The following is a 24,589-nucleotide window of genomic DNA, read 5'->3' as shown; positions in this document are numbered from 1 at the left end:
TAAATTAAATTAATCCCCAATAATCTTACATTAAATGAATTACTTAATTGTCCAGCCTCCGTCAACTACTAAATTATGCCCTGTAATCATTTCATTTTCTTCTGCCAGTAAAAAAGAGATGGCATTACTTACATCTTGTGCATTACAATAGCGTTTCATAGGTATATTTTTTAAATATTCTTTTTTTGCCATTGCGTTCATAAAAAACTCTTCGTTTTTATTATATAGAATAAAGGTTGGAGAAACCGAATTGACCCGGATTCCATAAGGTGCCCATTCCAATGCCAAAACTTTATTCAGGTTTATTAACCCGGCCTTACTGGCACAATATGCTGCCCGATTCAGGTTTCCTACCATACCATGTTGAGAGGCTATATTTACGATTCTTCCCTTTACATTATGTAAGATCATATTTTTCCCTGCTTCTTTCATTACAAAAAAGCAACCCTTTAAATTAATGGCATTCACTTCATCCCAAATTGCTTCTGTTGTTTGAACCGCTTCACATAAATAGTTAATACCTGCAATATAGATAAGTTCCTCAATCTTTACATCTTCCCTATTAAATTTTTGAAATAAATCCTCTATTTCCCTTATATTCTTTACATCCAATACAAAAGCAGTCCCATCAATTTGTATTTCCTCTATAAACTGTTTTAAGGCATCATAATTTTTAGGTATCTCTGTAAGAATATATTTTTTACCGGGATTCTGTTTTATAAATTCTTTTGCTATCTCACTGGTTGCTCCAACTATTAATGAATACATTTCTTTTCCGACTCCTTTTTTGAGCACCGTATTTCGTTATTCCATATCGAAATCTCTTGGTGCAAAAATATCCAATTAAAACCGTATATATAATCTGAACTGCAATAACAAGAAGTATCATGAGCCAACTTATATTTGAGGCGGCAGTTAAAACAATATTTGAGAATACAGAAACAAAAGGAATAAATATTAATATATGTGCAAGCCTACTGTCATAATGCATTTGTAAAATAAGTGAAAAGTAAAATGCAATTACAATTAATATGGATTGTACTATAGAAGCTTGTCCAATATCCTGTACTGTATCTGCAAAGGATGAATTTGCCGCATATAAAAATCCATATTCCACATATCCGATGATAAACATACAGAGCATCATAAAAAGAGTCTTTGCATTAAATGCACTTACAATGCTGTCAAATAAGGCATAGGACTGGAAAACACTGGTGGATATCAGATATACAATACAAAATGAAGCTAAGTGTGTAAGGAGTATTCCAAGCATTCCCGCCAACTTTCCTATTAACATTTCTAAAGGTGATATATAAGATAATAAAGTTTCTGCTATTCTGCTTGTTTTTTCTTCGGTTATGGTGTTACCTATATGTACCACATATATAAAAATGGTGAAGAATAATAGCATATTGGCAACCAGATTAATAATTGACTGGTTTACCATATTAAAAGGAATAAATTCTATATTTGGTGTAACCAGTTTTGAAATCTCATTCTCATCATACCCTTCCTTCTCTAAGAGATACACTTTAGCCGCTTCTTGCATAAAACCAGCAGATTCATTCATACCTTGTGCACTGATACCGGATTCATAATAGAAAGAGACCTTACCGGTGTTTTCATCGAATTTTACAATTACATCATATATGGAATCCCTACTTTTAAGATTATTTATGTTTTCTTCACTTTTATTATCATTTAGAATAATATATTCAAACAATTCTGAGTGGGCCTGCATAATCATTTTTGCACTAATACTTTCCTGATTCTCCAGATATACACCTGCTTTATATTTCTCTGCATCTGCGAAAAGAAATTCATTTATAGAATCAATATTAACCAATCCGATAATAAGTATGACTCCAATAAATAGTATGATTCGAAAAGCACTTCCCTTTACATAATTAACGTAAGTAAATTTAGCTTCCAATAAGGCTTTTTTCATTTTCATCATTTAGCTCCCTTACAAAAATGTCATTTAATGTAGTTTGTACTATCTTAAACTGAACCAGATTAATATTATTAAGCAATAGTTCATTCAATAGTTTCATAATCCTACCATAAAACTCATACTTTACAAAATAAGAACAGTCATCTGTTTTTCTATATATGAGATCTAATTTTTTAAAATAAGTATCTGCATTTGTATCCGTAATAATTAAGATGTCATTATTGGTTGTATAATCTTTCGTTATTTGTTTTACCGGTCCCTGAATAAAAGCTTTGCCTTTTTTCAAAAATAAAACTTCATCACATATCTCTTCAACATCTTCCAGTCTGTGGCTGGAAAGAAGTATTAATTTGCCTGAATCTCTGCATTTTAATATTAAATTTTTAAAAATAGCTACGTTTACAGGATCAAGTCCGCTAAAAGGTTCATCTAAGATAATTAAAGAAGGATTATGAATCAATGCGCTTATTAACTGGATCTTTTGCTTGTTTCCTTTTGATAGCTGTTTTAACTTTCTATCTAAATAATTAGAGATACCCAGCTCCTTTAAATAAAAACTTATATTTTTCATGGCTTCTTCCTTACTTAAGCCATTTAGTCTTGCAATAAACAATAATTGATCCTTAACTGATATATTAAGATATAGCCCCCGCTCCTCAGGCAAATAACCGATACTCTTTTCCCCTTTTTCATTGTCTTCAAATTTTATCTCTACATTACCATTGTCTGGTTTTATAATTCCCATTATAGTTTTTATTAAAGTAGTTTTTCCGGCACCATTACGCCCTAAAAGTCCATATATTCTTCCCCCGGAGCTTTCCAGGGAAACATCATCTACAGCCAGGATGTCTTTATATCTTTTGGTTATATGCTTAACTTTTAATATCATATTTATTTGTATTGACTAAGTGACAACTTTAGTCAACTTCTCCTTTAATAATTTTTATGCATTGTATGCAAAGCAAACCGGATTATCATCTGGTTTGCTTTGCAAGATTTAACTATTTATTAGGTTCCTATCACAACGCCCCCAACAACTACAATGCCGCCTACTACAACCCCAGCGATTGCTGATCCTCCATGTCCGGGAACAAGGATAGACTCCACTTCTTCGAATCTAAAATAATTCATATATGTACCTCCTTTCCCTAAAATTTATCTGTACATTATGTAGCCGCTACAACAGCTGCTGCAACTAGGGCAGCACCGCCCCAGAAACATGTAGCACAAGGTGCTTTCACAGTTTCTATAACTTCAAATTCAAATAAGTTTGAAATTTTCATATACTTCCCTCCTTTCTTATTATTTTTTCTTTATATTACTATCTTAAAATAGTTATAAAGATTTCTTACGTGTCCTCTTCCTTAAACTGTACTACAGTTAATTATCATATGGCTGCTACAATAAGCTCTGGCACAAGTCCGGCTCTAAAAATTTATTTATTCTCCTTATACCTGTTAAAGATTTCATATAGTATTAATAAGGACAATACCAGGATAATAGACATTGTATAAAATGGACCGATTCTTTCTATCAGGAGAAAATAGATATAAGAAATAGTAATTCCCCATGATAAAATATAAAATAAAATTAGTGATACTCCATAAACAAACAGTCTTTTTTCATTCTTGCTGTTGTCGGAATATTGTCTAAAATTAAAAACGCAGCCGATTGCTTTACTATATAATCTTTCTACACCGATTTTGGTACATAATAACCAATAACCATCATATTTAAAAAAAGGATTTAAATTACTAAGAATCATTATTGTATTTAACAAAAATAGTATAATTAAAATATCGTTCCATTGTCCTTGAAACAGATTTTGCAGAATAACAATAATGCCTAATACCCCATTAACGAGTAATTGGTTTTTCACTCCTGCCATAATAACTATACTTTTTTCCTTTTTAATTAAACTGTTTGTAATTGTAATATCTGTATATAATACCGGGAATAGAAAATATAACATAATACCGCATCTGCCAACGTATCCTGCGTATTTTTTACATTGCATAATATGTCCAAATTCATGAAAAATAGTTATTATAAACAAACTAAAATAAGCGATTACACCTTGTTTCAGGCTCATACTTTCAGATAATACGTGCACAAATTCATGCCAATTCATGATAAGAAATCCAATGCATAAAATTGTAACTATTAAAGATAATGTTAAGCTGATTCTATAAATCACTGCTAAATATTCAGAACAAAAGAATTTAGTAATATTATTGTGTTTATCTAAAAAATTATTTAAATCAATTCCGATCAAATCAATCTGTGTTAATTGAAAATTCTTCTTTGGTTTTACAGGAACATCATTGGAATTCCTTTTACCGGCATCCTGATCTTCATATAAAATACCATTACTATAAAGAAAGGTTACCAGCTCATCGTATTGTCCGTCTTTCTGAACTTCATTGCCATCCTTTACATTACATAAGAAATCAAATACAAGCTTGTCTATTTTATAATACTTACTTGTCCCTTTATCATGTATCATATAATCTTTATTATGTAATAGAATAATATTCGGATTAAGCTGCAATAAATGACCACCTCCTTGGTATTTACCATACCTTATCCTATTGACCTATGTTAACGACGTCCACCAAACAACCATAGCAATAAATCTAAAAGATCAAATAATATCATATTAAATACCTCCTTTCTAAAACAAACATACCATAGGAGAAATATCCATACAATTCCAATTTCGTGAACAACCAATTTTTGTCGTGAATGGCAATAATCGTAAAATTAGGAAGCCATCACATAACTCCGTTTTTAGGGCATAAAAATAGCTATACTGAATTCATTATCTTAAAATCCACCTTTATGGGAGATTCTCTCATAAAATTCAGCATAGCAGTATTCACTCTCAGTATAACCGTTTTAAGACACACCTCTTAAGCTTTAACATCACTGCTTTCTTCTTGGGATTCTCACCTCTTGGCGAGAACCACAAGAATATTTATAATATAAAAATTATATTATATTTAATAATATTACTTCTACTCTAAATTTACCCTCTTCATTTATAAATTTTACTTCCCCATCATATTTTTTTACAGTATCTTTAATGCTTTGAATTCCATATCCATGATGTATTTTATCCGGCTTTGTTGTTCCCCTTCCCAAAATATTCATGTCAACCGGTTCTATAACTGGGTTCTCAATGGCAATGATCAGAATATTCTGATTACATAAAATAGATATGGATATATTTCTTTTCTCTTTTTCCCTAACAAACCTGCATGCTTCTATACCATTAGAGACTGTATTAAAAAATATGGTACATAAATCCGAGCCTGCAATTTTTAAGATCGGCAATACCCCCTCCAAAGCTATGGCAATTCCATCTTTTTTAGCCTCTGTTCCCAGATAATTTAAGGTTGCATCCACAAAATCATTGCCACTGGCATAATTTCTATTTAGAAGGTTGTCCACTTCATAAAATACTTCCCCGATGTAGCCGGATAATTCCTGATATTTTCCTTCTTCCGCTAATATACGCATACAACCCATATGCCCTCTTATATCATGGCGGAATTTTCGAATTTCCTTATCACTTTCTAAAATATTTTTATAATAACTATTTTGCATATGTAAAAACCGTTCTTTTAATTGATTTTCCATTTGGTAATGTTTTCGGGAGTCATTAATAAAAATAAATGCAACGGTTCCAGCCATAAAAAATATACACACAATAGTTACACATATTCCGGCAACTTTATCCCAAATCATATTAAGAGAATAGTTTCTGCTAATTTGTACAAAAGCCAGAACTACAGCACAACAAAGTAATCCAGGTAGTGCTATGGCTACATAACTCAGGGAAATATTATTTAACCAATTAGCTATTTGCTTTTTCCATTTTCTTATAGAAAAGATTATAATTAAAAGAATACCTATATTGAGCGTTAACATAATAAAACGAAACCGTATCAATTCCTCATAAGATAACTCTGTCAAAGAAATATCTTTTTTATAAAATATAATAGAGAATAGAATTCTGATTATCGTATTAATGATATAACTACTAATATAGGCAGTAAAATAAAGCACTATTTTTTTTGTAAATCGTTCTTCAAAGCATAAAAAAACAATAAGGAATTCCAAGATTACACAAATAGGGGGTAAATTATTCACATTTCCAGTTAATACCGTAAAAACTAATACAAGAAGCAGGCAAACATAAGCTTCCCCATAAGGTAAAAATCTTTTTTTCAATTTACATTGTAAGATTCCCCATAAAATAAGAAAAGAACTGATTAATTCCGGTATTTCCATAGCTAATACATATACAATATTTCTGAAAGTAACCATAGCTGATCATCTTACCTTTCTCTTTATGTAATTGTAATAACTTTCTTTAAAAGAATGTATATATTTCTTACTTATAGTTACCTTTTCGCCATTATCCATCAGAACCAAGCTATCTATTCTCTTTACATAAGCCAGATTTATAATGTAAGATTTATGAATACGATAAAAGAATCTGTTTGCCAGTATGTTTTCCCAGTCGTTCATGCTGCGACGAACCAGATATTCTCCTTCTCGTGTTTTTACCGTGGTATATTTGTCTTGGGCCTTTATGTATATAATTGTTTTGCAATTAATATATGGATTATCTTTGTTATCTATTTTTACGATAAAATCTTCTTCCATATCTCTCATAATTAAATCCATTACTTTATTAAATTTGTCTTTCATAACAGGTTTGGTTAGAAAACTATAAACATTCTTTCCAAAAGCATTCTCCATAAATTGAATATGACTTGTTATATAAACTATCCTAATATCTCTATTTAACTTTTCGAGCTGCTCTTTTACAGTAATTCCATTTATTCCGTTCATTTCAATATCCAATAATACAATATTAATTTCCTCCACAGATGATAGAAATTCTTCACCTGAAGAAAACTCAATAATTTCACTTGAAATATTTCTTTCAATAAAATAGTCCTGGCAGAGCCTTTTTACATGGGTACGGTAGATTCCTTCATCGTCACATATTGCTGTTATCATAATTAATCCCCCTCTATTAATATGACAGTAATTTATATATTTCTACGATATGTTTATAATTTTACGTTATCACATCGAAAATAATATTGCAAGAAATTTACATCTACATTTTTCGCCAATTATTCATACAAAAACAGGACTAACTCAAATTCCCTTAATAGAGATTTTGAATTAGTCCTATATTTACATAAACCTGTGAATATCCGGTTCTTTATTTTTGGCTCATTTATTAAATGTGTTTATTTTTCAAAAGGAAACTTCATGTTCCAAATACTTCTTACCTCATCCATCATACTCATAACAGCTATAGATTGATCAGGAGTTAAAATCTCACTATATTGGCGTTTCTCTGATAAGCATTGTTCTGCTTCTCTGATTTCATACTCATATCCGTTTATCTCTACTTCTTTTTCAATCGTATAACCGGTTCCATCATTTAATACTACCTGAATTTTATCAGGATTTTTAAATTCCGGAATATTAATATATCCCTTCGAACCATATACACAGCCCAAAACAGGAATTGTTGTCTGAATTGCAGTGGTAAGCTGTGCGATTGCCCCATTTTCATATTGCATAACAATGGTACTAAATTCATCTGTGCCCACATCATTTAATTTTACCAGGGACTGAATAGACTTTGGCTGATATCCTAACATCATGGCAGCAAAACCTATGGCATAAACACCGATATCTAAAAGTGTTCCTCCTGCTAATGCCGGATCAAATTTGCGAAGGGTACGGGCTCCTGCGGTACAGTATCCATACTGTGCCGTAACCATATGAATATCTCCTATTACACCTTCTTCTATTAATTTTTCAACTTCCCGGTATATAGGCAGATATTTTGTCCAAAAACCTTCCATAACAAACAGATTTTTTTCTTTTGCTAAATCATATATCTTTTGTGCCTGCTCAGCAGTAACCGTAAATGATTTCTCACAAAGTATATTCTTACCATGTTCCAAACACAACATCATGTTTTCATAATGTAAATTATGAGGTGTGGCAACATAAATTATATCTACGTTATCATCCTCAACCAACTCTTTATAAGTGGCATATGCTTTTTTAATCCCATACTGGTCTGCAAAAGCCTGGGCACTTTCCTGGCTACGTGAAGCAACAGCATAAACTTCTGTTTCTCCTCCCATTGCCCCGACGGTTTTAGCAAAATTATGAGCAATTGTACCGGTTGAAATAATTCCCCATTTCATTTTCGTTCGTGTCCTCCTTAGATGATACTTAAAACAGATTCAATCTACCACTTTATGAGTGGTTTGTCAAATTGAAATTAATATATAAGCACTATTACCTATAAAAATTTAAATTGTATACTAGTCTTTATACAACATTTGTGATAAAATTAACATAATACACGTCATATTATTTAGTAATTTTCACCATGACTGTACCACGGTGCCATTGTAAATAAGATCACTTATTACAATATCATAGTTATTTACAAATGATGGAGGTAGATACTTGAAGACGAAATTGAATTTAAAGCACATTATGTTACTGACTGCATTAAATACAATCATCTATGCAGCAGTAGCCGCAGTCGCTGAAAAAAAGGGACTAAGTTTTTTAGTGACTGTTTTCTTGTTTTTATGTATATCATTATTAATTACCAGCTTCATCGTAACTATTTGCAACAGAGAAGTATACCTTTTATTAAATGAAATCAAACGAAATTTAAATCAATTTAATGAAGGTAATTTTAACTCCCAAATTAAGTTTCGTTCCAAACAACGGGATTTAAGGGAGATTATTGAACAGTTTGAGAATCTGCGAATTATTATTAACAATTGGATCTATGAGCTTTTACACTCTGCTGTCTCTATTGAGATTTCCGCAGATAGAATTAAAGACACAACGGATAAGACCACAGATGGAATGACCGACTTAAACAAACAATTAATTTATATTAATCAGTTATTTGAAGAAACAACAAATATGATTATGGAAGTAGCCTCATCCACTACTCAATTAGTTGTAAACGAAAAAAGTATAGCAGGAAATAGTGAGTCCGCCGTTACACGTGTACAATATGCCAATGACACTGCCTCCCTTGGTGGAACTGCAATCTCAGAGGTATCTGAAACTATGACAGAAGTAAAGAATAATATTATGTCTACCTATAATATTATCGAAAATTTAGAGCAATCCTCTTCCGAGATTGGAACTATTACAGCTACTATCAAAACTATATCAGAACAAACCAATATGTTAGCGCTAAATGCAGCTATAGAGTCTGCCAGAGCCGGTGAACATGGAAAGGGCTTTTCCGTTGTAGCAGATGAAGTCAGAAAATTATCTGAAGAAACCCGGGATGCAGCAGAAAAAATTAATATTTTAATATGTAATGTGCAATCTGAAGTTGTTCGTGCAGTGGATTCCATGAAACAGGTCATAGATGACGTAAATAATGGAGTCAATGTAACAGAAAAAGCGAAAAAGAATTTAGAGGATATTATGAATACAGTTCAAGGTGCTGTTCTTCTGATTGAAGATATATCTAAGGATGTAGCCAACCATACTCAGGGTACAGATCTTATCTCACAAAGTGCCGATGATGTAGCACAAAAAAGTATATCCGGTAAAGAATCTGCAGAAGAAATGGCAGAAATTATGGATGTGCAGTTAAAAAATAATGTTCTGAACACGGAAAGAACAGAAAAATTATTGGAAGTAGCTCATAATCTAAAAGACATTATGAAGAAATTTGATACCGCCATCGGAGAACAAATGCTTGAGGTAAATATGCAAATTGCCAGGTTGTTGGAGAAGAAAAACCTTTCTAATGAAGATTTGATTCAACTGACCAAAGAAACCGGATTAACTGAAATCCATATAATCGATGAAAATGGTGTTGTAATTAAAAGCAGCAGCTACAAGAATATCGGTTATAAATTCAGTAGTCAAAAAGGTACTCAGACATATGATTTTATTCGGATATTAAATGACCCTTCAATAAAAGTAAACCAGGAAGCAGCATTTCGTGATGAAGATTCCACTTTATTCAAATATACCGGAGTATCCATGACTGATAAAAAAGGAATTGTACAGTGCGGTCTGAATGCTGCTCAAATGATTCATTTTAAAGGCTTAGATTATAAATTAGCATAATTCACAAATTACTTGTATATAAACTAACATAAGAATGTTCTCAATGGAAGTATTGCAATCCTGTCATTCTCACCTAAATTCAGCTTAACTGGATTTAGGTGAGAGTTACAGTTATTCTTTTACAGCCCTTATGGCTTCAGTATTATTATATTTGCTGTTCAATCTATCTAACATCCCCTTGTCCGCATCTGTTCCACCTATACAGTGACCTCTTTTTAGCAATGGCAGTAAATTCCTTTTTTTTAGAGTAAAATGTATTCATATAAACCCTCCCCTACACACTTCGAACCCCTTCTTATTATACTAATATATTCCTCCTTTTTATCTAAACCCTAGCAACTTTTTAAATATCCAAATCATTCCACTATACCTATTACCAGCCATTATTGTAATAAATTTATTATGCCAAATAAGCAAGCATACTACCTTTACCCAAACATTTAATGGATACTTATTTATATTCTAACTTTAAGACAAAAATAAAAAATTATTTTGCTTGACGTTACTACTATAATTGTTTTATGATTATTATAAGATAATGATTATCATTATTAATATTTAAAGGGAGGTTTTCATTTGAAAAAACTATATGTTGTAACCGTTTTTAATTTAATACCAAAAAGCCTCAATGATATTAATAAAGAATGTAAAATTCTTTCAATAAAATATGATACCGACTTTACCATAGATATGTGGAAAAAATTAAACTACAAAATAAGTGATTACTACTATTTTTCTTGTAATGAATCTGCTTATTTTGATGATTATAATAAAGCTTATGAATTTTTAAATGATAATACTGCTGAAATAAATGAAGGTTTTTATAATCGGGGTGTGATTATAGAAATCCCTATGAATATTGCTTATCCCACAGTATACATTACAAATTTTGAGATTTATTATTTCGATCCGGTAACAAGAAATTACTTCTTAGATACTAACATTCAGGAAGATTTGAAAAAGGTCATCTTTGATTATTTTAGCCATGAGAAAGAAATTTCAAAAAAAGAAGCAAAGTTATTTTGGTATGAAAGTTAAGTAGAAAGGACTAAGTAATCCCTGTATAAGGGATTACTTAGTCCTTTTAATTTTAAATATATATGAGTTTTAAAATGCTTTGTCAGCTATTTTACAGCCTTTGGTTTACGATAATAGGTGTTTTCTAAAGGAAACTTGTATCTGAATTCACCATCTTTTTTATAATAAGCGTTTTGTAGAGCAGGAGCGCCCATAACACAAACGATTTCACCAAGTCCTTTAGCACCATAAGCTACTTCAGATGGATTTTTCTCAATAAAATGAGCTTCAACAGGTGGCATCTGAGTGGATTTAAATAATCCTAATGTACCTAATTTAACCTGTGGTACACCGTCTTTCAGCGGAAAGTCTTCTGTTAATCCATATCCAAGAGCCATAGCTGCTCCGCCTTCTACCTGCCCGATTGCGGAAAGTGGGTTGATAAGTCTGCCAACATCATGAGCAGCAACGATCTTAACAACTTTTCCTTCTTTATCAAGTATATAAAGTTGTGTGGCATAGCCATAAGCAATGTGGCTGACCGGATTTGGCTTTGTTGAACCGATGGGATCTGATTTGAAATCGAATTCTCCCACATACTCCTTACCTTCTAAATCTGCCAAAGTAAGCCCTTTGTCAAGATCAGCCTTTAATTGTAAGGAAGACAGACGGGCTGCTTCACCTGCAAATACCGTTTGACGGGAAGCTGTTGTAGTACCGGAATCCGGAGTATATTTTGTATCCGGGTGCTCTACTATAACTAAATTCTGATTTAATCCGGTAGTTCCACAAACCATTTGGAATAAAACGGTCTGAATTCCCTGTCCAATTGCTCCGGCAGATGATCTTACATAAACTTTTCCATCTTTAATCTTTAAATTACAACGTCCCGTATCAGGTACGCCTACACCTAATCCGGCATTCTTCATTGCGGAGGCGATACCAACATAGTAATTTGGATCTGCTTCATATTTTTCAAAATCTTCTTTCACTGCCTCTAAGGTTTCTGCCATACCGGTTCCTTCATCGGCAATCTGTCCATTAGGTAAAGATTGTCCCGGTCTGATGGCATTACGATAACGAATTTCCCATCCGGACAGACCTGTTTTTTCAGCAAGTTCATTAATAAGACATTCCACAGCTGCACAGGACTGGGTAACACCGAAACCGCGGAATGCTCCAGCAGGAGGATTGTTTGTATAATAAGCATTACCTTCTATATCCACATTTTGATAGTTGTAAGGTCCCCCTGCATGAGTACAGGCCCTTTGAAGAACAGGTCCACCTAATGATGCATAGGCACCGGTATCTGAGGTAATTCGCGCTTTCATACCTTGCAATATACCATTTTCATCACAACCAATTTTAAAATATAATTCCATAGCATGACGCTTAGGATGATAATTAATACTTTCCTGACGGCTAAAAGATACCTTTACCGGTCTCTTAGTAAGATATGCACACAATGCAGCCTGATGCTGAACACTCATATCTTCTTTACCGCCGAATCCGCCGCCTACAACAGCACTTTGAATTCTTACTTTTTCAAGTGGAAGTCCCAGGTATTCACTGATTTCATGATATTCATCATAGATACCTTGTCCACCGGTAATAACTTTAATTCCATCCTCATCAGGAACACCAATTGCAGTTTCCGGCTCCATAAATGCGTGTTCTGTCGGTGGTACTGTAAAAGTTCCTTCAGCAACATATTTTGAGCCAGCCAATGCAGCTTCTGCATCTCCTCTCTTTACTTCTTCATGGTCAAAGAGATTGTTCTCTGGAATTCTAAATTTTCCAAATTGCATAAAACCTTCACCATGAATTGCATGAGCTCCGGGAGCTGCTGCTTCCTTGGGATTACGAATGGGCTCTAATACTTCATATTCTACTTCCACCGCTTTTACAGCTGCCTCTGCTTGTTCTTTCGTTTCGGCAACTACCATTGCAAGAGTGTCTCCAATACATTTGGTTTCTTCTCCTATTGCAATCATTCCCGGCCAGTCTTTTGCAAGATGTCCAATATATCTATTGCCTGGAATGTCTTTTGCAGTATATACTGCAACAACTCCTGGCATCTTGAGAGCATTATCTATATTAATAGAAAGCACTTTTGCATGAGCGTATTTACTAAATACGTTCTTCCCATAAAGCATTCCTTCAAAATAATAATCGTCTGCATACATTGCTGTACCAAGGGTTTTAGGAACCGCGTCAACACGGCAGGTTCTTTCTCCAATATTAGCAGTTGGTTCTATTTCAGGTACTACTAGGTTTTCTCTTAGCATTTTAGCAGCCAAAAGGATACCTTCCTCAATTTTATCATAGCCTGTACAACGGCAAATGTTAGTACGAATTGCCTGCTTTACATCATCTTTTGTTGGATCCGGGTTTTGATCAATCAGACATTTACCGCAGATAACCATACCAGGGATACAGAAACCACATTGTACTGCTCCTGCTGCTGCAAATGCATAAGCGAAGACTTCTTTTTCTCTTTCTGTAAATCCTTCTATTGTTTGTATCTTTTTACCTTCCAGTTTTGATAATCTTTGTACACAAGCACGAACTGTTTTACCGTCAACAATTACAGTACAGGTTCCACAGGCACCTTCTTTACACCCATTTTTAACGGAAGTAATTCTTAGCTTGTCTCGAAGAAAATCCATTAATGTCATATCTGTTTCGGATTGATAATCCTTACCATTAACATTCACTATAAACATATAAATACCTCTCTCTCCTTATAGCTTATTAAATATTAATTTTGATGTAATTCCTCCTATTACTTATATAACTTAAAGTACTTATAAAATATCATATGTCAGCCATAAAACATTGTACCTTTGTAACTCTTTATTAAAAGGCTCTATCGTGAATTTGTTTAAAGGCTCCCTAAAGACATCTGATACTATAACATAGATTTTTTATTCCCCTAATAATATAAAAAAATCCTATGGATAATCCTCGTTTCATATATATTTTAACATATAAAATCCACAAAAACAATTAATATTATAAGATATTATTAATTTTTTTTAGCTTTATACAAAAAAATTTAGCATATTATTCTAATAAAAGAAGGAGCTGGTTTATATGCTCCTTCTTTCAGTTTTAGCAATTATTAGTATCCTTATAAAGGTATATTTTATTCACATATATCCTATTGGTTATAAGTATGAAGAGATTCTAATTTGAATTTCTTTTAATTGTTTTATATCTTCACCTGATTTATAACTAATACTTTAATTTCAGGTCAAACCCCTGGTCACGAATTACTTGCAGCAGCTCCTGCCTCTTTGGCACTGTATTCTTTAATCTGGTTACTACCTGATCGCTAAAACAATCCACTCGTTTATTGGCATCTCTAAGATCATAATAAGTCTGCATTTCCTCATCATAATCTTTTATTTCTTCCAAGTAATTATCAAAAATTTTATAACTGTTTTCAAACACCCGCAGTTTCATATCCATTCTTGGCTTTAATTGAGGGTTTTGATTTGGATAACCTATTCCCAATCCTACCACCGGGAAAGTCAGTTTGGGTAATTTCAGCAGTTCACAAATCTTTTCGGAATCATTTAGGATACTTCCCAAATAAACCGTTCCCAAATCCAGAGCTTCCGCAGCATTTACTATATTTTGTGCAGTTATGCAAGCATCGGTAAATCCTTGAAAGAATCGATCCATGTCTTTTGCACTTTCTTCCAGGCAGTTCTTTTCTTTTGCAATTTGCCAGTTTCTATTCTGGTCAACCACAAATATCAGAAGTTCAGGTGCTCTGGCAACATACTCCTGTTTGCAGATTTCAGCAATTTCTTTTCGAAGTACCCCATCAGTAACACGGATAACCGAACATCCCTGCATTCCGTTTGAAGTAGCAGTTCTTCTTCCTACCTCCATTAACTGTTCAAAAATATCTGAAGGAATGCTTTGCTCCTTAAATTCACGTATAGTTCTGTGCTCCAGTTGTTTTTTGATAAGTTCATTTTGCAGATTCATAATGGAAGTCTCCTTTGATTATATGTTATATTAATACGTTCTCTTGTTATATTAATAATTATTTTATATGTTATATTAATAATTTCACTTGTTGTATCAGTGATTATTTATTGGTATATTAACAATTTCACTTGTTGTATCAATGATTATTTATTGGTATATTAATGATTGTTCATATTATTTACAATATCTTCTAACTTATTAATCTTAGATTCTCCAATTACCATTATCCCATTTTCTGAAAGAATTTCTGCAGTTACACCATTACCGTCTATAATCTGTCCCGTAAAGGAACCATCGTATATCTTTCCGTAACCGCAAGAAGGACTTCTTTCCTTTAATATAGCCAATTTACAATCATACATTTGAGCCAATTTTAAAGTTTCTTTCGCCCCTTGTATAAATTCTTCTGTTACATCCCTGCCATCCTTAAGTATTACTTTGTCTCCGATTTTTTCTGCTGGCAGCCTTGGTGTGGTTAATCCCCCAAGCTGTTCGGGACATACCGGGATAAAATGATACTCTTTCATTCGTTCTGCCAATTCTTCTGAAAGTTTCCCTGTACCGTTGTAACGGCAGCATATTCCCAACAAACAGCCACTGACTATTATATTCATTCTATACTTGTCCTCCTATGCTATGTAGAAGAAGGCTTATTAAAATCCTTCTCCCCAACGTTTTATATTTTCCTCATAAAAAGTATACTCCGGTGTACGAATGGTTTCTTTGAAATCTTCCCCATAATACCATGGATTATCCTCTGAAGAAGGATTATTCAATATATGAAATTCCTGTGCAGGCATATACCCTTGTGCTAACAGATAGCATCTTTCACCGGTTTCATTTTCTGCAATATCTACAACCAGAACACAATGTCCCGGAGATCCGCCCCTTATCAGCATATCCCCAACTTGTAACTCCTTAACTTCAATACCGGTACTTTCTCCTTCCAAGGATAAAGTTCCAGCGTAAACCATAACATTCTTCAGGTATTGACGAAAACTTTCATAGGAATCATCATAGCTTTTTGACTTAACCCAACTTACCTGATTACCCTCTACATGAATTCTGCTGCCATTTCTCCATTTTAGATAATCCATATAAAAGCCATTAGTCAAATGAAATCCAATCTTATCATATGCTCCAATTGACCAGTAATACTCACCATATACACGGATAATACTGTCAGCACATTGCTGTAAATCTGAGTTCCCAACATCCATAGCAAATACTGCCGCTTGTGCAGTCTGGTTCCCTTTTTCCCTTCCGTTATATAAAAGCACAGGACTTCCATGTGGCTTTAATTCCTGTTTTCTTAAAAATGTAACAAAGCTGTCTTCCTTTGCTTCTGCCCGAACATAGCCTTCCGGGGGCAGAATCCTTGATTCTAAAGTATTTCCTTGGGGATTTATATATTCATAACTCTCATTGTTCTCATTACCGGAAATATTGTTTCCCTGTAAGTTTTCTCCTGCTGTCTCTTCTTTCCTATTCCCTTGCTGATTATGGGCTTCAACTGATTCAACAGCCTCATCATTAATTATATCATCGGTCAGGTTTCCGCTGCCTGTAATGGGTATAGCCTCTCCAAGATAAGTTGGCTTAACCCGGAATATTACTCCAAAGAAATCCTTTACTCTTGCTGCCGCCTCTCGAATATCACGCATAGTCTGTCCTGCATATTGCCTTGAATCCGAAGGGACACCGTAAGCATCCAATCCTAATTCATTGGCAATATACAATCCACGGTATAAGTGGTATCTTTGCGTAACAATAATAGCACTTTCCACTTGAAAAACATCTCTGGCTCTATACATGGATTCATAAGTAGAGAATCCGGCATGATCCATAAATATATGTTCTCCTTTAACCCCTTTATCCATGGCATACTGCTTCATAGCATTGACTTCATCATATTCTTTTCTTCCATGATCTCCGCTCATTAATATGCGGTCGGAATATCCTGCATTATACAATTCTATAGCTTGATTTAATCTATCTTCCAGCATATAGCTTGGCCGGCCATCATCCCACACCTTTGCACCAAGAACCAGAATACAGTCAAACTTTTTGCCAGCCATATCTTTCTGACTTAAGATTTTTTCCTTGTATTTTCCCATCATGTATATATTAATAAATAGAACAGTCAAAGCACCTACTGCACCTAAAGCCAGGATAGACAGCAGGATTCGTTTCATTTTTCTTTTATCTTTTGATGTTTTAATTCTATTCATAGCCACCTCTAATATGCTGATTTTCTTAATCACTAGTATTTCCCATTATTATACTCTGTATTGAATTCACTGTCCACCACAATGAACAAAAAAGACCTTATAGGATATGAGTTGTTATTCATACTCCGAAAGGTCTGGTAACCCTATATATTAATATCATACATTTTCTTATTACATCTTATTCTAATATAATAGTAAATGGTCCATCATTGGATAATTCTACGTTCATATTAGCTCCAAATATTCCTTTTTCAACAACGGGTATTAGCTTTTTACATTCTTCAATAATATATTCATATAATTCTTCTGCCAACTCCGGCTTTGCAGCATTAATAAAAGAAGGACGATTACCTTTTTTGCAGTCAGCGTATAAAGTAAACTGGGAAACCAAAAGAAGCCCGCCATTTACGTCTTTTAAGGACAAATTGGTTTTACCCTTCTCATCCTCGAATATACGAAGTTGAATCATTTTCTTAATTAACTTATCCGCTTCTTCCTTCGTATCCTCCTGACCTACTCCGATTAAAACCAGAAAGCCCTTATTAATCTTTCCTACTATTTTATCATCAACGGTCACAGATGCCTGAGTGACTCTTTGAATTACAAATTTCATGTGTACCTCCATATTTTAAACAGGTTCTTTTATCATTGACCCAATCCGATATTTCTCATTACGTTAATTGCCTTCTTTTTTATCAGACATGTATAATGTTCTTCACAATAGGCTAGATATATGGAACTGTCAGATACATATACAGCAAATTCCAAGGCCAGGTCACAAATGTTGTCGTAGACCTCTGCTGACAGTCTTCCCTTATTAATAATAAGATAATAGGTATTATTTTTTTCATCCTTATAAAGCTTGCTGGTAAACATTTTATCAAGGGTAATAGAGCAACAATATTGTTCCACATCTTTTAGCGTTTCAAATTTATATATATTTAGAATAGGCTGATTTTTTGACTTTCCTTTTGATTTTGATTTACCTTGTGCTTTAACCGGCTCATTAATATCAATGCTCTTATATTCTCCGCTAATTTCTCCTATATCTTTTATATGTTCAAATATATCCATAAAATTTTTACTGCCATTTTCAGAAAATGTAATTGCTAAACTATTCTGAGGCAAGGGCATAATCTGTATAGCCAGTACTCCGTTCCGTACCCGGTAACCAACTTCTTTCTCTGCCTGTTCTACAATGCTTTCAAGAAATTCACGGGATTTTCCTTTATCATTAAAAAAATCCTCAAAATTAAGCCCATATTCTTTCATATCTTCTTCTGTAATAATACAACGAACGGTATCTTTATCTATTCTGCTAAATTTCATATATATAATTAACTCCTTTCAAAGTCATTGAAAGAATAAAATTCTTCCAAGTGTGAAAATGTCTTCACACTTCTCTCTTTCCTTAACTAAGTTATACTGATTCTCATAATATTTATTATATATGCATGATTCATCTTATTTATATCTATACTCCTTTTACTTAAGAATACAGGTCCGGGATTGGTTCTCACTATAAAGTAATATGATATATGCATGTTTTCTGTTATATGTATGCCTATATTATATTGCACATTATAACCTTTAACAATAGTAATTGTTTTATACTATGATTTTATTTGCCTGTATTCACTATGTCAAGAATAGGTTTCTTTATGCCATAGTATTTCAGTAAATTCTATAATATCATTTTCAAAGCAATCATGCTAGTTTTCTGCCTTAATTATTAATCAAGTAAGTTGACAAATGAAGGGCTCATATGCTATGGTTTTCTATATGCCAAAAAACAGCTTGGTCTAATACAACTTAAGAGGAGGAATGTCTATGAAAAAGCATCCGATCAGAGATAATCACCGCGCTTTTTTAGAACATATAAAGAAAGAAAAAAGTACATTCTATATATATCTGGTTCTTAGAGCATTAGTTATATTAGTTATGGTTGCTCAATTCTTTAATAAAAATTACGAAAATGTATTTCTTTGTGTTTTAACATTGATTCTTTTAATAATTCCCAGCGTTATTGAAATGAATTTCCGAATAGACCTGCCTAATACCTTTGAAATTATCATAATGCTGTTTATTTTTGCAGCAGAGATTTTAGGTGAAATACAGGAATATTATATTATATTTCCATTTTGGGATACCATGCTACATACATTAAACGGATTTTTAGCGGCAGCCATTGGATTTTCATTAGTGGATATATTAAACCGGACAGAACGAATATCCTTTCACCTGTCTCCCTTCTTCATGGCAATGGTAGCCTTTTGTTTTTCCATGACTATAGGGGTGATTTGGGAATTCTTTGAATTCGGGATGGATACCTTCTTTCAATTCGACATGCAAAAAGATACCATTATCAATACCATCTCTACCGTTAAATTAGATCCCACAGGCGGTAACAACCCTGTAATAATCAAAGACATTTATAGCGTAGTCATTAACGGAGAGGAATTGGGCCTTGGAGGTTATCTGGATATTGGACTGATTGATACTATGAAAGATCTATTCGTTAATTTCATTGGTGCATCCGTATTCTCCATTATAGGATACTTCTACATTAAGAGACGCGGCAAGGGTGCCGTGGCACAGCATTTTATTGTAAAGAAATTAAAAAGAAATCATAATGAATAAATGAATGCTCTTTTTGTGTCAGCCAATTTTATCATCAAACCAGCTGACACAAAAAGAGCATAACCCATAAGCAATTATCTATTCCTTATTTACTAAGTTCTTTGACATTTCGTGTATTTCTTCTATGGATGGAAAGTTCAGATTCTCATCTATTTCAAAATCAGCCAGCAATAAAGCATGTAGATCCGCATTAAGTTCCGGAGTAACTTTAATCATACTTTTCTTTATTAATTTTTTTGCGGCAGCTTCAAAATCAACAGCATCTTCACCGGTCATTTCATCCTTTAATAAAATATAATACATTCTTAGATATTTTATGTTTGTTTTAGGATAAAGTGCTGTAAGAATCTCTGAAACTTTTTCTTTATGTGAATCTCCATAAGGAAAAATTCTCTTTGAATAAGCCTCAAAGTCCCGTTGTTTTTCATCTTTACTGCGCATATCAAACATTTTACCGAATATACCCGCCATACTATCACCTCCATGTAATTTTTATCTTAAGGATTCCTGTACCTTCTATATTTTAGAGCTTGCTGTGCGAGTGAAGTATCTCGCACTATCATCATTCCGTTTGTATTATATCATGAACATAAAGCTGTTAATGATCTTGGCACTCCAATCGGTTTTTGCAAGCAAGCTTGCAAATACTTCATTCCGTTTTGTATTATATCATGAACATAAAGCAGTTCATGATCTTGGCACTCCAATCGGTTTTTGCAAGCAAGCTTGCAAATACCTCATTCCGTTTGTATTATATCATACACATCTACAGATATTATAATACATTTCTATTAATGGAACAACTAAGAATAAAGAAAAGGAGCATTGCGTCAACTAAATTAGTCTTTGCATTTGCTCCATTTCATTATTTATAATATAACTTACTAAGAAATATCACCTATTATTTATTTTTCTTTTGACGGCGAACATCCATAGCACAAGCAGCTACAAGAATGATACCGATAACGATTTGCTGCCAGAAAGAGCTTACACCCATTAAGTTTAAACCATTTCTTAACACACCCATCATAAGGGCACCAATGATTGTGTTGATGATAGTACCTTCACCACCATTGTTGTTAACACCACCAAGAACGGCAGCTGCGATTGCTTCCAACTCGTATCCTTGTCCAGCCATAGGTTGTGCGGAAGATATACGGGAAGTAACTAAAATACCACAAATAGCTGCTGAGAAACCACTGACACAGTAAACAAACATACGAGTACCAACTGCATTAATACCGGAAAGTTTAGCTGCTTCAAGGTTACTACCGCATGCATAAATCTGGCGACCAATACGTGTTTTTGAAAGAACGAAGTATAAAATAATACCATATCCTGCTGCAATTAAAACACTGTAAGGTAATCCACCTGGCATACGTCCACCACCAAGGATATAGAAAGCTTGTTGTACATCCTGACTTGGAATTGTATTGGTATAGATTGGTTTACCATCTACTAAAACGTTAGCAAGTCCACGGAATACCCATTGTGTACCAAGTGTTGCGATAAAAGGAACAACTCCAAGTACTTCGATAGAGAAACCATTTAAAATACCCATTCCAATACCGAATACTAACGCAATAAGAATACTTAATGTAAGTGGTACACCATGAATAAGTAAGGTTGTTACAATGATACCGGACAATGCCATAGATGCACCAGCACTTAAATCAGTACCACCGCATACTAAACAGAAAGTTAAACCATAACCAATGATGGAATAAGTAACAACTTGTTGTGCAATATTTATTAAGTTACCGGAAGAAAGAAATAAACTTGGTTTTAATATAGCAAATGCTAAAAACATTAAAATAAGGATAATTCCTGAGAACATAGCCTTTCTTGTTGCCGGTGAAAATTTATATATGAAAGACTCTTTTGATTCCACTGTTTGAGCAGATTGTTTCATAATGACCTCCTAAAATATATATTATAAAGAATAAATTGTATGCAGGATTACTTTGCTTTCTTTTCTAACTTGTTGTAACCTGCTGCCAAATATAAGATTTCCTCTTGTGTTGTCTTTTTCGTTTCTAATTCACCATTAATTGTTCCTTCATGAACGACTAACACACGGTCACTCATACCAAGAACTTCTGGTAAGTCAGATGATATCATAATAATAGCAACGCCTTGATCACTTAGTCGATTGAATAATTCATATACCTCATATTTTGCACCTACGTCTATACCCCTTGTAGGTTCATCTACGATTAATAACTTAACATCATTACATAACCATTTTGATAAAACGATTTTTTGCTGATTACCACCACTTAAATTACCAACTCTTTGACGTAAACTTGGAGTTTTTGTGCGAAGAAGATCTTTATAATGTTTCGCATTTCTCTTTCCTTCTTTATCGTCTATAATACCAAAGCGTGATAATTGTTTTAAATGAGCCATGTTTGTGTTGTATTGAACATCCAAATTAAGTGCAAGGCCATCAAACTTACGGTCTTCTGTTGCATAACCAATTCCATTTGCAATTGCTTGTCCAACATTCTTAACCTTAATTGGCTTACCATTCATATATAATTCCATAGAGTCTGCTGCGTCAGCACCAAAAATACAACGGGCAATTTCAGTACGTCCTGCTCCCATTAAGCCCGCAATTCCCAGAATTTCTCCTTTACGAACCTGTATTTTATCAACGTTTACAACATCACCACGACGAATATTTCTGGCTTCGAAAAGTACGTCACCGATTTTTCTATCATATTTCGGATACTTGTCTTCTAAAGTTCGTCCAACGATCATATTAACAAGTTCATCTACTGTAATATCTGCATAATTACGTGTACCAATATATTGACCGTCACGTAATATGGACACCCTTTTACAGATTTGTTCCAATTCTTCCATACGGTGGGAAATATAAACCATACCAACTTGTTTTTTCTGAAGGTTACGGATAATTTCAAATAATTGAGCTATTTCCTTATCAGTAAGAGCTGCTGTAGGTTCATCCAGTACTAAGATACGCGCATTACGAGAAATCGCCTTTGCAATTTCGACCATTTGCTGCTGTGCTACGCTCAAATCTCGTACAACTGCGTGGGAGTCAATTTTGATACCTAAATCATCTAACACCTTCTGTGCATTTTTGTGCATTTCTTTATCACTGATCAGTAAACCTTTTTTAGGCGGACGGCCAATATATATGTTATCAGCCACTGATAAATGAGGACAAAGGTTTAACTCCTGAAATATGATACTGACGCCCAATTCCTGGGCTTTGCTGACAGAGTTGATATTTACTTCTTTTCCCTCTATGAAGATTCTACCTGCATCTGCATGATATACTCCGGACATAATCTTCATTAATGTTGATTTTCCAGCGCCATTTTCTCCGACAAGGCCGTGTACCTCTCCTTTGTCAACTGAAAATGAAACATTGTCCAACGCTTTTACACCGGGGAAAGTTTTGCAAATTCCTTCCATTCGGAATAGTTCCTCTGACATAATTTCACCTCTTTCTTTAGAATAAAAATACTTTCAGATAAGTCATAATATATGTGGCATATGAACTGTTTGCCAGAGACAATCAAATCCCTATCAGCATAACATCAAAACCAACTTCATTATGCAGCTCAAATTCATAAGCTTAATTCATTGATATGTTTGTGCAAAATTCCACTGAAAACTACAGCACTAAGTTTATCACTTGTATACTAGTGTGTCAATGAGCATTATAGTGAAATATTTTATATTTTTTTGTGCATTGTGCCTATATTCCTTTAATTAAAATCATTTAGAAATCCTATCAATTTTCTATTAAATATAATTTGGACAAAAAGGCATAGGCCATAGTAGTACTGCTGAAAGCATAGAACATAGGTGACAAGGCGGCCCATAGATACAAGAAATAAAAAAAGAGCCACATAAGACTCTCAATTTGAAACTATCGCCTAAATTTTATTGTTTTTACTAAAATAATTATAACTTTTATATAATTTCAACAATTAGTAATTGGAAAACATGAAAAAATTAGAAAAGCATCTTACCTTCTGGCAATTAAGGAAGAGTATAATTGCATATTATCTTAATTCGAACATCGGCAAATGTCAAAACTGCAGCAGCTAACAGATAATTATGAGAATAAGTTAGCTGTTACAGCAGACATGTTTATATATATAAGAATTACATTTTCTTTACAATTGCTTCTCCTACTACTACTTCAGTGTCACCGTTATTAGTGGTAACGGTTGTCTTTAGTGTCAGTATTTTTTTATCCTCTCTTTTACTTATAACTTCCACTTCTGCTACACAATGGTCTCCTATATAAACAGGGTGGGTAAATTTTAAAGATTGAGAGAGATATAGCGTATTCTCACCAGGCAACTTTGTGCCCAATACTGCAGATATCAGGGAGGCAGTAAGCATTCCATGAACAATTCTTTTTCCAAATAAACTATTTTTAGCATATTCTTCATCCAAATGAAGTGGATTTATATCAGCAGATACTTCTGAAAAAGTAAAAACATCTTCTGATGTAAATGTTTTTTCAATGGCTGCTTTATCACCTATTTTAATGTCTTCGTAATTCATAATAACACTTGCATCCTTTCTT

The 24,589-nt window shown here is 33.5% G+C and carries 20 protein-coding genes and 2 pseudogenes; 3 read left to right on the top strand and 19 right to left on the bottom strand.

Annotated features, from left to right (window positions below; genetic code table 11):
• Positions 1–39: 39 nt before the first annotated feature.
• From BM183_RS08615 to BM183_RS08585, 8 genes are all read right to left on the bottom strand, one after another.
• Positions 40–768, bottom strand: coding sequence for an SDR family NAD(P)-dependent oxidoreductase (locus BM183_RS08615; RefSeq protein WP_091686212.1), 729 nt, complete (start codon positions 766–768; stop codon positions 40–42).
• The gene (locus BM183_RS08610) at positions 737–1,957 is read right to left on the bottom strand and encodes an ABC transporter permease (protein ID WP_091686137.1); all 1,221 of its coding nucleotides are present in this window, start codon (positions 1,955–1,957) and stop codon (positions 737–739) included. The genes BM183_RS08615 and BM183_RS08610 overlap by 32 nt, the downstream gene beginning before the upstream one ends.
• Positions 1,923–2,843 (bottom strand): ABC transporter ATP-binding protein, encoded by a 921-nt coding sequence (locus tag BM183_RS08605; RefSeq protein ID WP_091686135.1) that lies wholly within the window; start codon positions 2,841–2,843, stop codon positions 1,923–1,925. The genes BM183_RS08610 and BM183_RS08605 overlap by 35 nt, the downstream gene beginning before the upstream one ends.
• A gap of 119 nt (positions 2,844–2,962) precedes the next feature.
• Complete coding sequence (locus tag BM183_RS21240; protein ID WP_276326325.1) at positions 2,963–3,085, bottom strand: hypothetical protein; 123 nt, start codon at positions 3,083–3,085, stop codon at positions 2,963–2,965.
• Between the two features lie 304 nt (positions 3,086–3,389).
• A complete protein-coding gene (locus BM183_RS08600; protein WP_091686133.1) occupies positions 3,390–4,505 on the bottom strand; it encodes a hypothetical protein in 1,116 nt (371 codons plus the stop codon).
• A gap of 440 nt (positions 4,506–4,945) precedes the next feature.
• Positions 4,946–6,286 (bottom strand): sensor histidine kinase, encoded by a 1,341-nt coding sequence (locus BM183_RS08595; RefSeq protein WP_091686132.1) that lies wholly within the window; start codon positions 6,284–6,286, stop codon positions 4,946–4,948.
• Positions 6,287–6,292: 6 nt separating this feature from the next.
• A complete protein-coding gene (locus BM183_RS08590) occupies positions 6,293–6,988 on the bottom strand; it encodes a LytR/AlgR family response regulator transcription factor (RefSeq protein ID WP_091686130.1) in 696 nt (231 codons plus the stop codon).
• Between the two features lie 239 nt (positions 6,989–7,227).
• The gene (locus tag BM183_RS08585; RefSeq protein WP_091686129.1) at positions 7,228–8,205 is read right to left on the bottom strand and encodes a Gfo/Idh/MocA family protein; all 978 of its coding nucleotides are present in this window, start codon (positions 8,203–8,205) and stop codon (positions 7,228–7,230) included.
• A gap of 268 nt (positions 8,206–8,473) precedes the next feature.
• Here BM183_RS08585 and BM183_RS08580 point away from each other — a divergent pair, with 268 nt between their 5' ends.
• On the top strand, positions 8,474–10,120 hold the full coding sequence (locus BM183_RS08580; protein ID WP_091686127.1) for a methyl-accepting chemotaxis protein: 1,647 nt from the start codon (positions 8,474–8,476) through the stop codon (positions 10,118–10,120).
• A 576-nt stretch (positions 10,121–10,696) separates the two neighbouring features.
• The gene (locus BM183_RS08575; RefSeq protein WP_091686125.1) at positions 10,697–11,158 is read left to right on the top strand and encodes a hypothetical protein; all 462 of its coding nucleotides are present in this window, start codon (positions 10,697–10,699) and stop codon (positions 11,156–11,158) included.
• 86 nt (positions 11,159–11,244) lie between these two features.
• On the opposite strand, the gene xdh is transcribed toward BM183_RS08575, so the two are convergent.
• The 7 genes and pseudogenes from xdh to BM183_RS08545 form a co-directional block, all read right to left on the bottom strand.
• A complete protein-coding gene (gene xdh, locus BM183_RS08570; protein ID WP_091686123.1) occupies positions 11,245–13,863 on the bottom strand; it encodes a selenium-dependent xanthine dehydrogenase in 2,619 nt (872 codons plus the stop codon).
• Positions 13,864–14,374: 511 nt separating this feature from the next.
• On the bottom strand, positions 14,375–15,139 hold the full coding sequence (locus tag BM183_RS08565; RefSeq protein ID WP_091686122.1) for an NADPH-dependent oxidoreductase: 765 nt from the start codon (positions 15,137–15,139) through the stop codon (positions 14,375–14,377).
• A gap of 161 nt (positions 15,140–15,300) precedes the next feature.
• A complete protein-coding gene (locus BM183_RS08560) occupies positions 15,301–15,756 on the bottom strand; it encodes a 2-thiouracil desulfurase family protein (protein WP_091686120.1) in 456 nt (151 codons plus the stop codon).
• 39 nt (positions 15,757–15,795) lie between these two features.
• Positions 15,796–16,518: pseudogene (locus tag BM183_RS21650) on the bottom strand (DUF4846 domain-containing protein); the annotation flags it as partial.
• Positions 16,519–16,683: 165 nt separating this feature from the next.
• Positions 16,684–17,373: pseudogene (locus BM183_RS21645) on the bottom strand (SanA/YdcF family protein); the annotation flags it as partial.
• Between the two features lie 178 nt (positions 17,374–17,551).
• Positions 17,552–17,986 (bottom strand): D-aminoacyl-tRNA deacylase, encoded by a 435-nt coding sequence (gene dtd / locus BM183_RS08550; RefSeq protein WP_091686119.1) that lies wholly within the window; start codon positions 17,984–17,986, stop codon positions 17,552–17,554.
• A gap of 32 nt (positions 17,987–18,018) precedes the next feature.
• On the bottom strand, positions 18,019–18,702 hold the full coding sequence (locus tag BM183_RS08545) for an adaptor protein MecA (protein WP_091686117.1): 684 nt from the start codon (positions 18,700–18,702) through the stop codon (positions 18,019–18,021).
• Positions 18,703–19,197: 495 nt separating this feature from the next.
• Here BM183_RS08545 and BM183_RS08540 point away from each other — a divergent pair, with 495 nt between their 5' ends.
• Positions 19,198–20,013, top strand: coding sequence for a DUF2238 domain-containing protein (locus BM183_RS08540; protein ID WP_170847936.1), 816 nt, complete (start codon positions 19,198–19,200; stop codon positions 20,011–20,013).
• A 78-nt stretch (positions 20,014–20,091) separates the two neighbouring features.
• Here the strand turns inward: BM183_RS08540 and BM183_RS08535 are convergent, their stop codons facing one another.
• From BM183_RS08535 to BM183_RS08520, 4 genes are all read right to left on the bottom strand, one after another.
• Entirely contained in the window at positions 20,092–20,484 is a 393-nt protein-coding gene (locus tag BM183_RS08535) for a hypothetical protein (protein ID WP_091686114.1), read from the bottom strand.
• Between the two features lie 430 nt (positions 20,485–20,914).
• A complete protein-coding gene (locus BM183_RS08530) occupies positions 20,915–21,925 on the bottom strand; it encodes an ABC transporter permease (protein WP_091686113.1) in 1,011 nt (336 codons plus the stop codon).
• 47 nt (positions 21,926–21,972) lie between these two features.
• Positions 21,973–23,481, bottom strand: coding sequence for a sugar ABC transporter ATP-binding protein (locus tag BM183_RS08525; RefSeq protein WP_091686111.1), 1,509 nt, complete (start codon positions 23,479–23,481; stop codon positions 21,973–21,975).
• Between the two features lie 678 nt (positions 23,482–24,159).
• Positions 24,160–24,567 (bottom strand): MaoC family dehydratase, encoded by a 408-nt coding sequence (locus tag BM183_RS08520; RefSeq protein ID WP_091686110.1) that lies wholly within the window; start codon positions 24,565–24,567, stop codon positions 24,160–24,162.
• Between the last annotated feature and the right edge of the window lie 22 nt (positions 24,568–24,589).

It is taken from the genome of Anaerocolumna aminovalerica (assembly GCF_900115365.1).
GTDB lineage: Bacteria > Bacillota > Clostridia > Lachnospirales > Lachnospiraceae > Anaerocolumna > Anaerocolumna aminovalerica.
Note: the sequence above shows the minus strand (reverse complement) of the source record. Positions and strands in the feature narration are given on the sequence as shown.

Coding starts and splice junctions, on each gene's coding strand:
- BM183_RS08615 (WP_091686212.1), bottom strand. CDS start 768: ATGTATTCATTAATAGTTGGAGCAACCAGTGAGATAGCAAAAGAATTT.
- BM183_RS08610 (WP_091686137.1), bottom strand. CDS start 1,957: ATGATGAAAATGAAAAAAGCCTTATTGGAAGCTAAATTTACTTACGTT.
- BM183_RS08605 (WP_091686135.1), bottom strand. CDS start 2,843: ATGATATTAAAAGTTAAGCATATAACCAAAAGATATAAAGACATCCTG.
- BM183_RS21240 (WP_276326325.1), bottom strand. CDS start 3,085: ATGAATTATTTTAGATTCGAAGAAGTGGAGTCTATCCTTGTTCCCGGA.
- BM183_RS08595 (WP_091686132.1), bottom strand. CDS start 6,286: ATGGTTACTTTCAGAAATATTGTATATGTATTAGCTATGGAAATACCG.
- BM183_RS08590 (WP_091686130.1), bottom strand. CDS start 6,988: ATGATAACAGCAATATGTGACGATGAAGGAATCTACCGTACCCATGTA.
- BM183_RS08585 (WP_091686129.1), bottom strand. CDS start 8,205: ATGAAATGGGGAATTATTTCAACCGGTACAATTGCTCATAATTTTGCT.
- xdh (WP_091686123.1), bottom strand. CDS start 13,863: ATGTTTATAGTGAATGTTAATGGTAAGGATTATCAATCCGAAACAGAT.
- BM183_RS08565 (WP_091686122.1), bottom strand. CDS start 15,139: ATGAATCTGCAAAATGAACTTATCAAAAAACAACTGGAGCACAGAACT.
- BM183_RS08560 (WP_091686120.1), bottom strand. CDS start 15,756: ATGAATATAATAGTCAGTGGCTGTTTGTTGGGAATATGCTGCCGTTAC.
- dtd (WP_091686119.1), bottom strand. CDS start 17,986: ATGAAATTTGTAATTCAAAGAGTCACTCAGGCATCTGTGACCGTTGAT.
- BM183_RS08545 (WP_091686117.1), bottom strand. CDS start 18,702: ATGAAATTTAGCAGAATAGATAAAGATACCGTTCGTTGTATTATTACA.
- BM183_RS08540 (WP_170847936.1), top strand. CDS start 19,198: ATGTCTATGAAAAAGCATCCGATCAGAGATAATCACCGCGCTTTTTTA.
- BM183_RS08535 (WP_091686114.1), bottom strand. CDS start 20,484: ATGGCGGGTATATTCGGTAAAATGTTTGATATGCGCAGTAAAGATGAA.
- BM183_RS08530 (WP_091686113.1), bottom strand. CDS start 21,925: ATGAAACAATCTGCTCAAACAGTGGAATCAAAAGAGTCTTTCATATAT.
- BM183_RS08525 (WP_091686111.1), bottom strand. CDS start 23,481: ATGTCAGAGGAACTATTCCGAATGGAAGGAATTTGCAAAACTTTCCCC.
- BM183_RS08520 (WP_091686110.1), bottom strand. CDS start 24,567: ATGAATTACGAAGACATTAAAATAGGTGATAAAGCAGCCATTGAAAAA.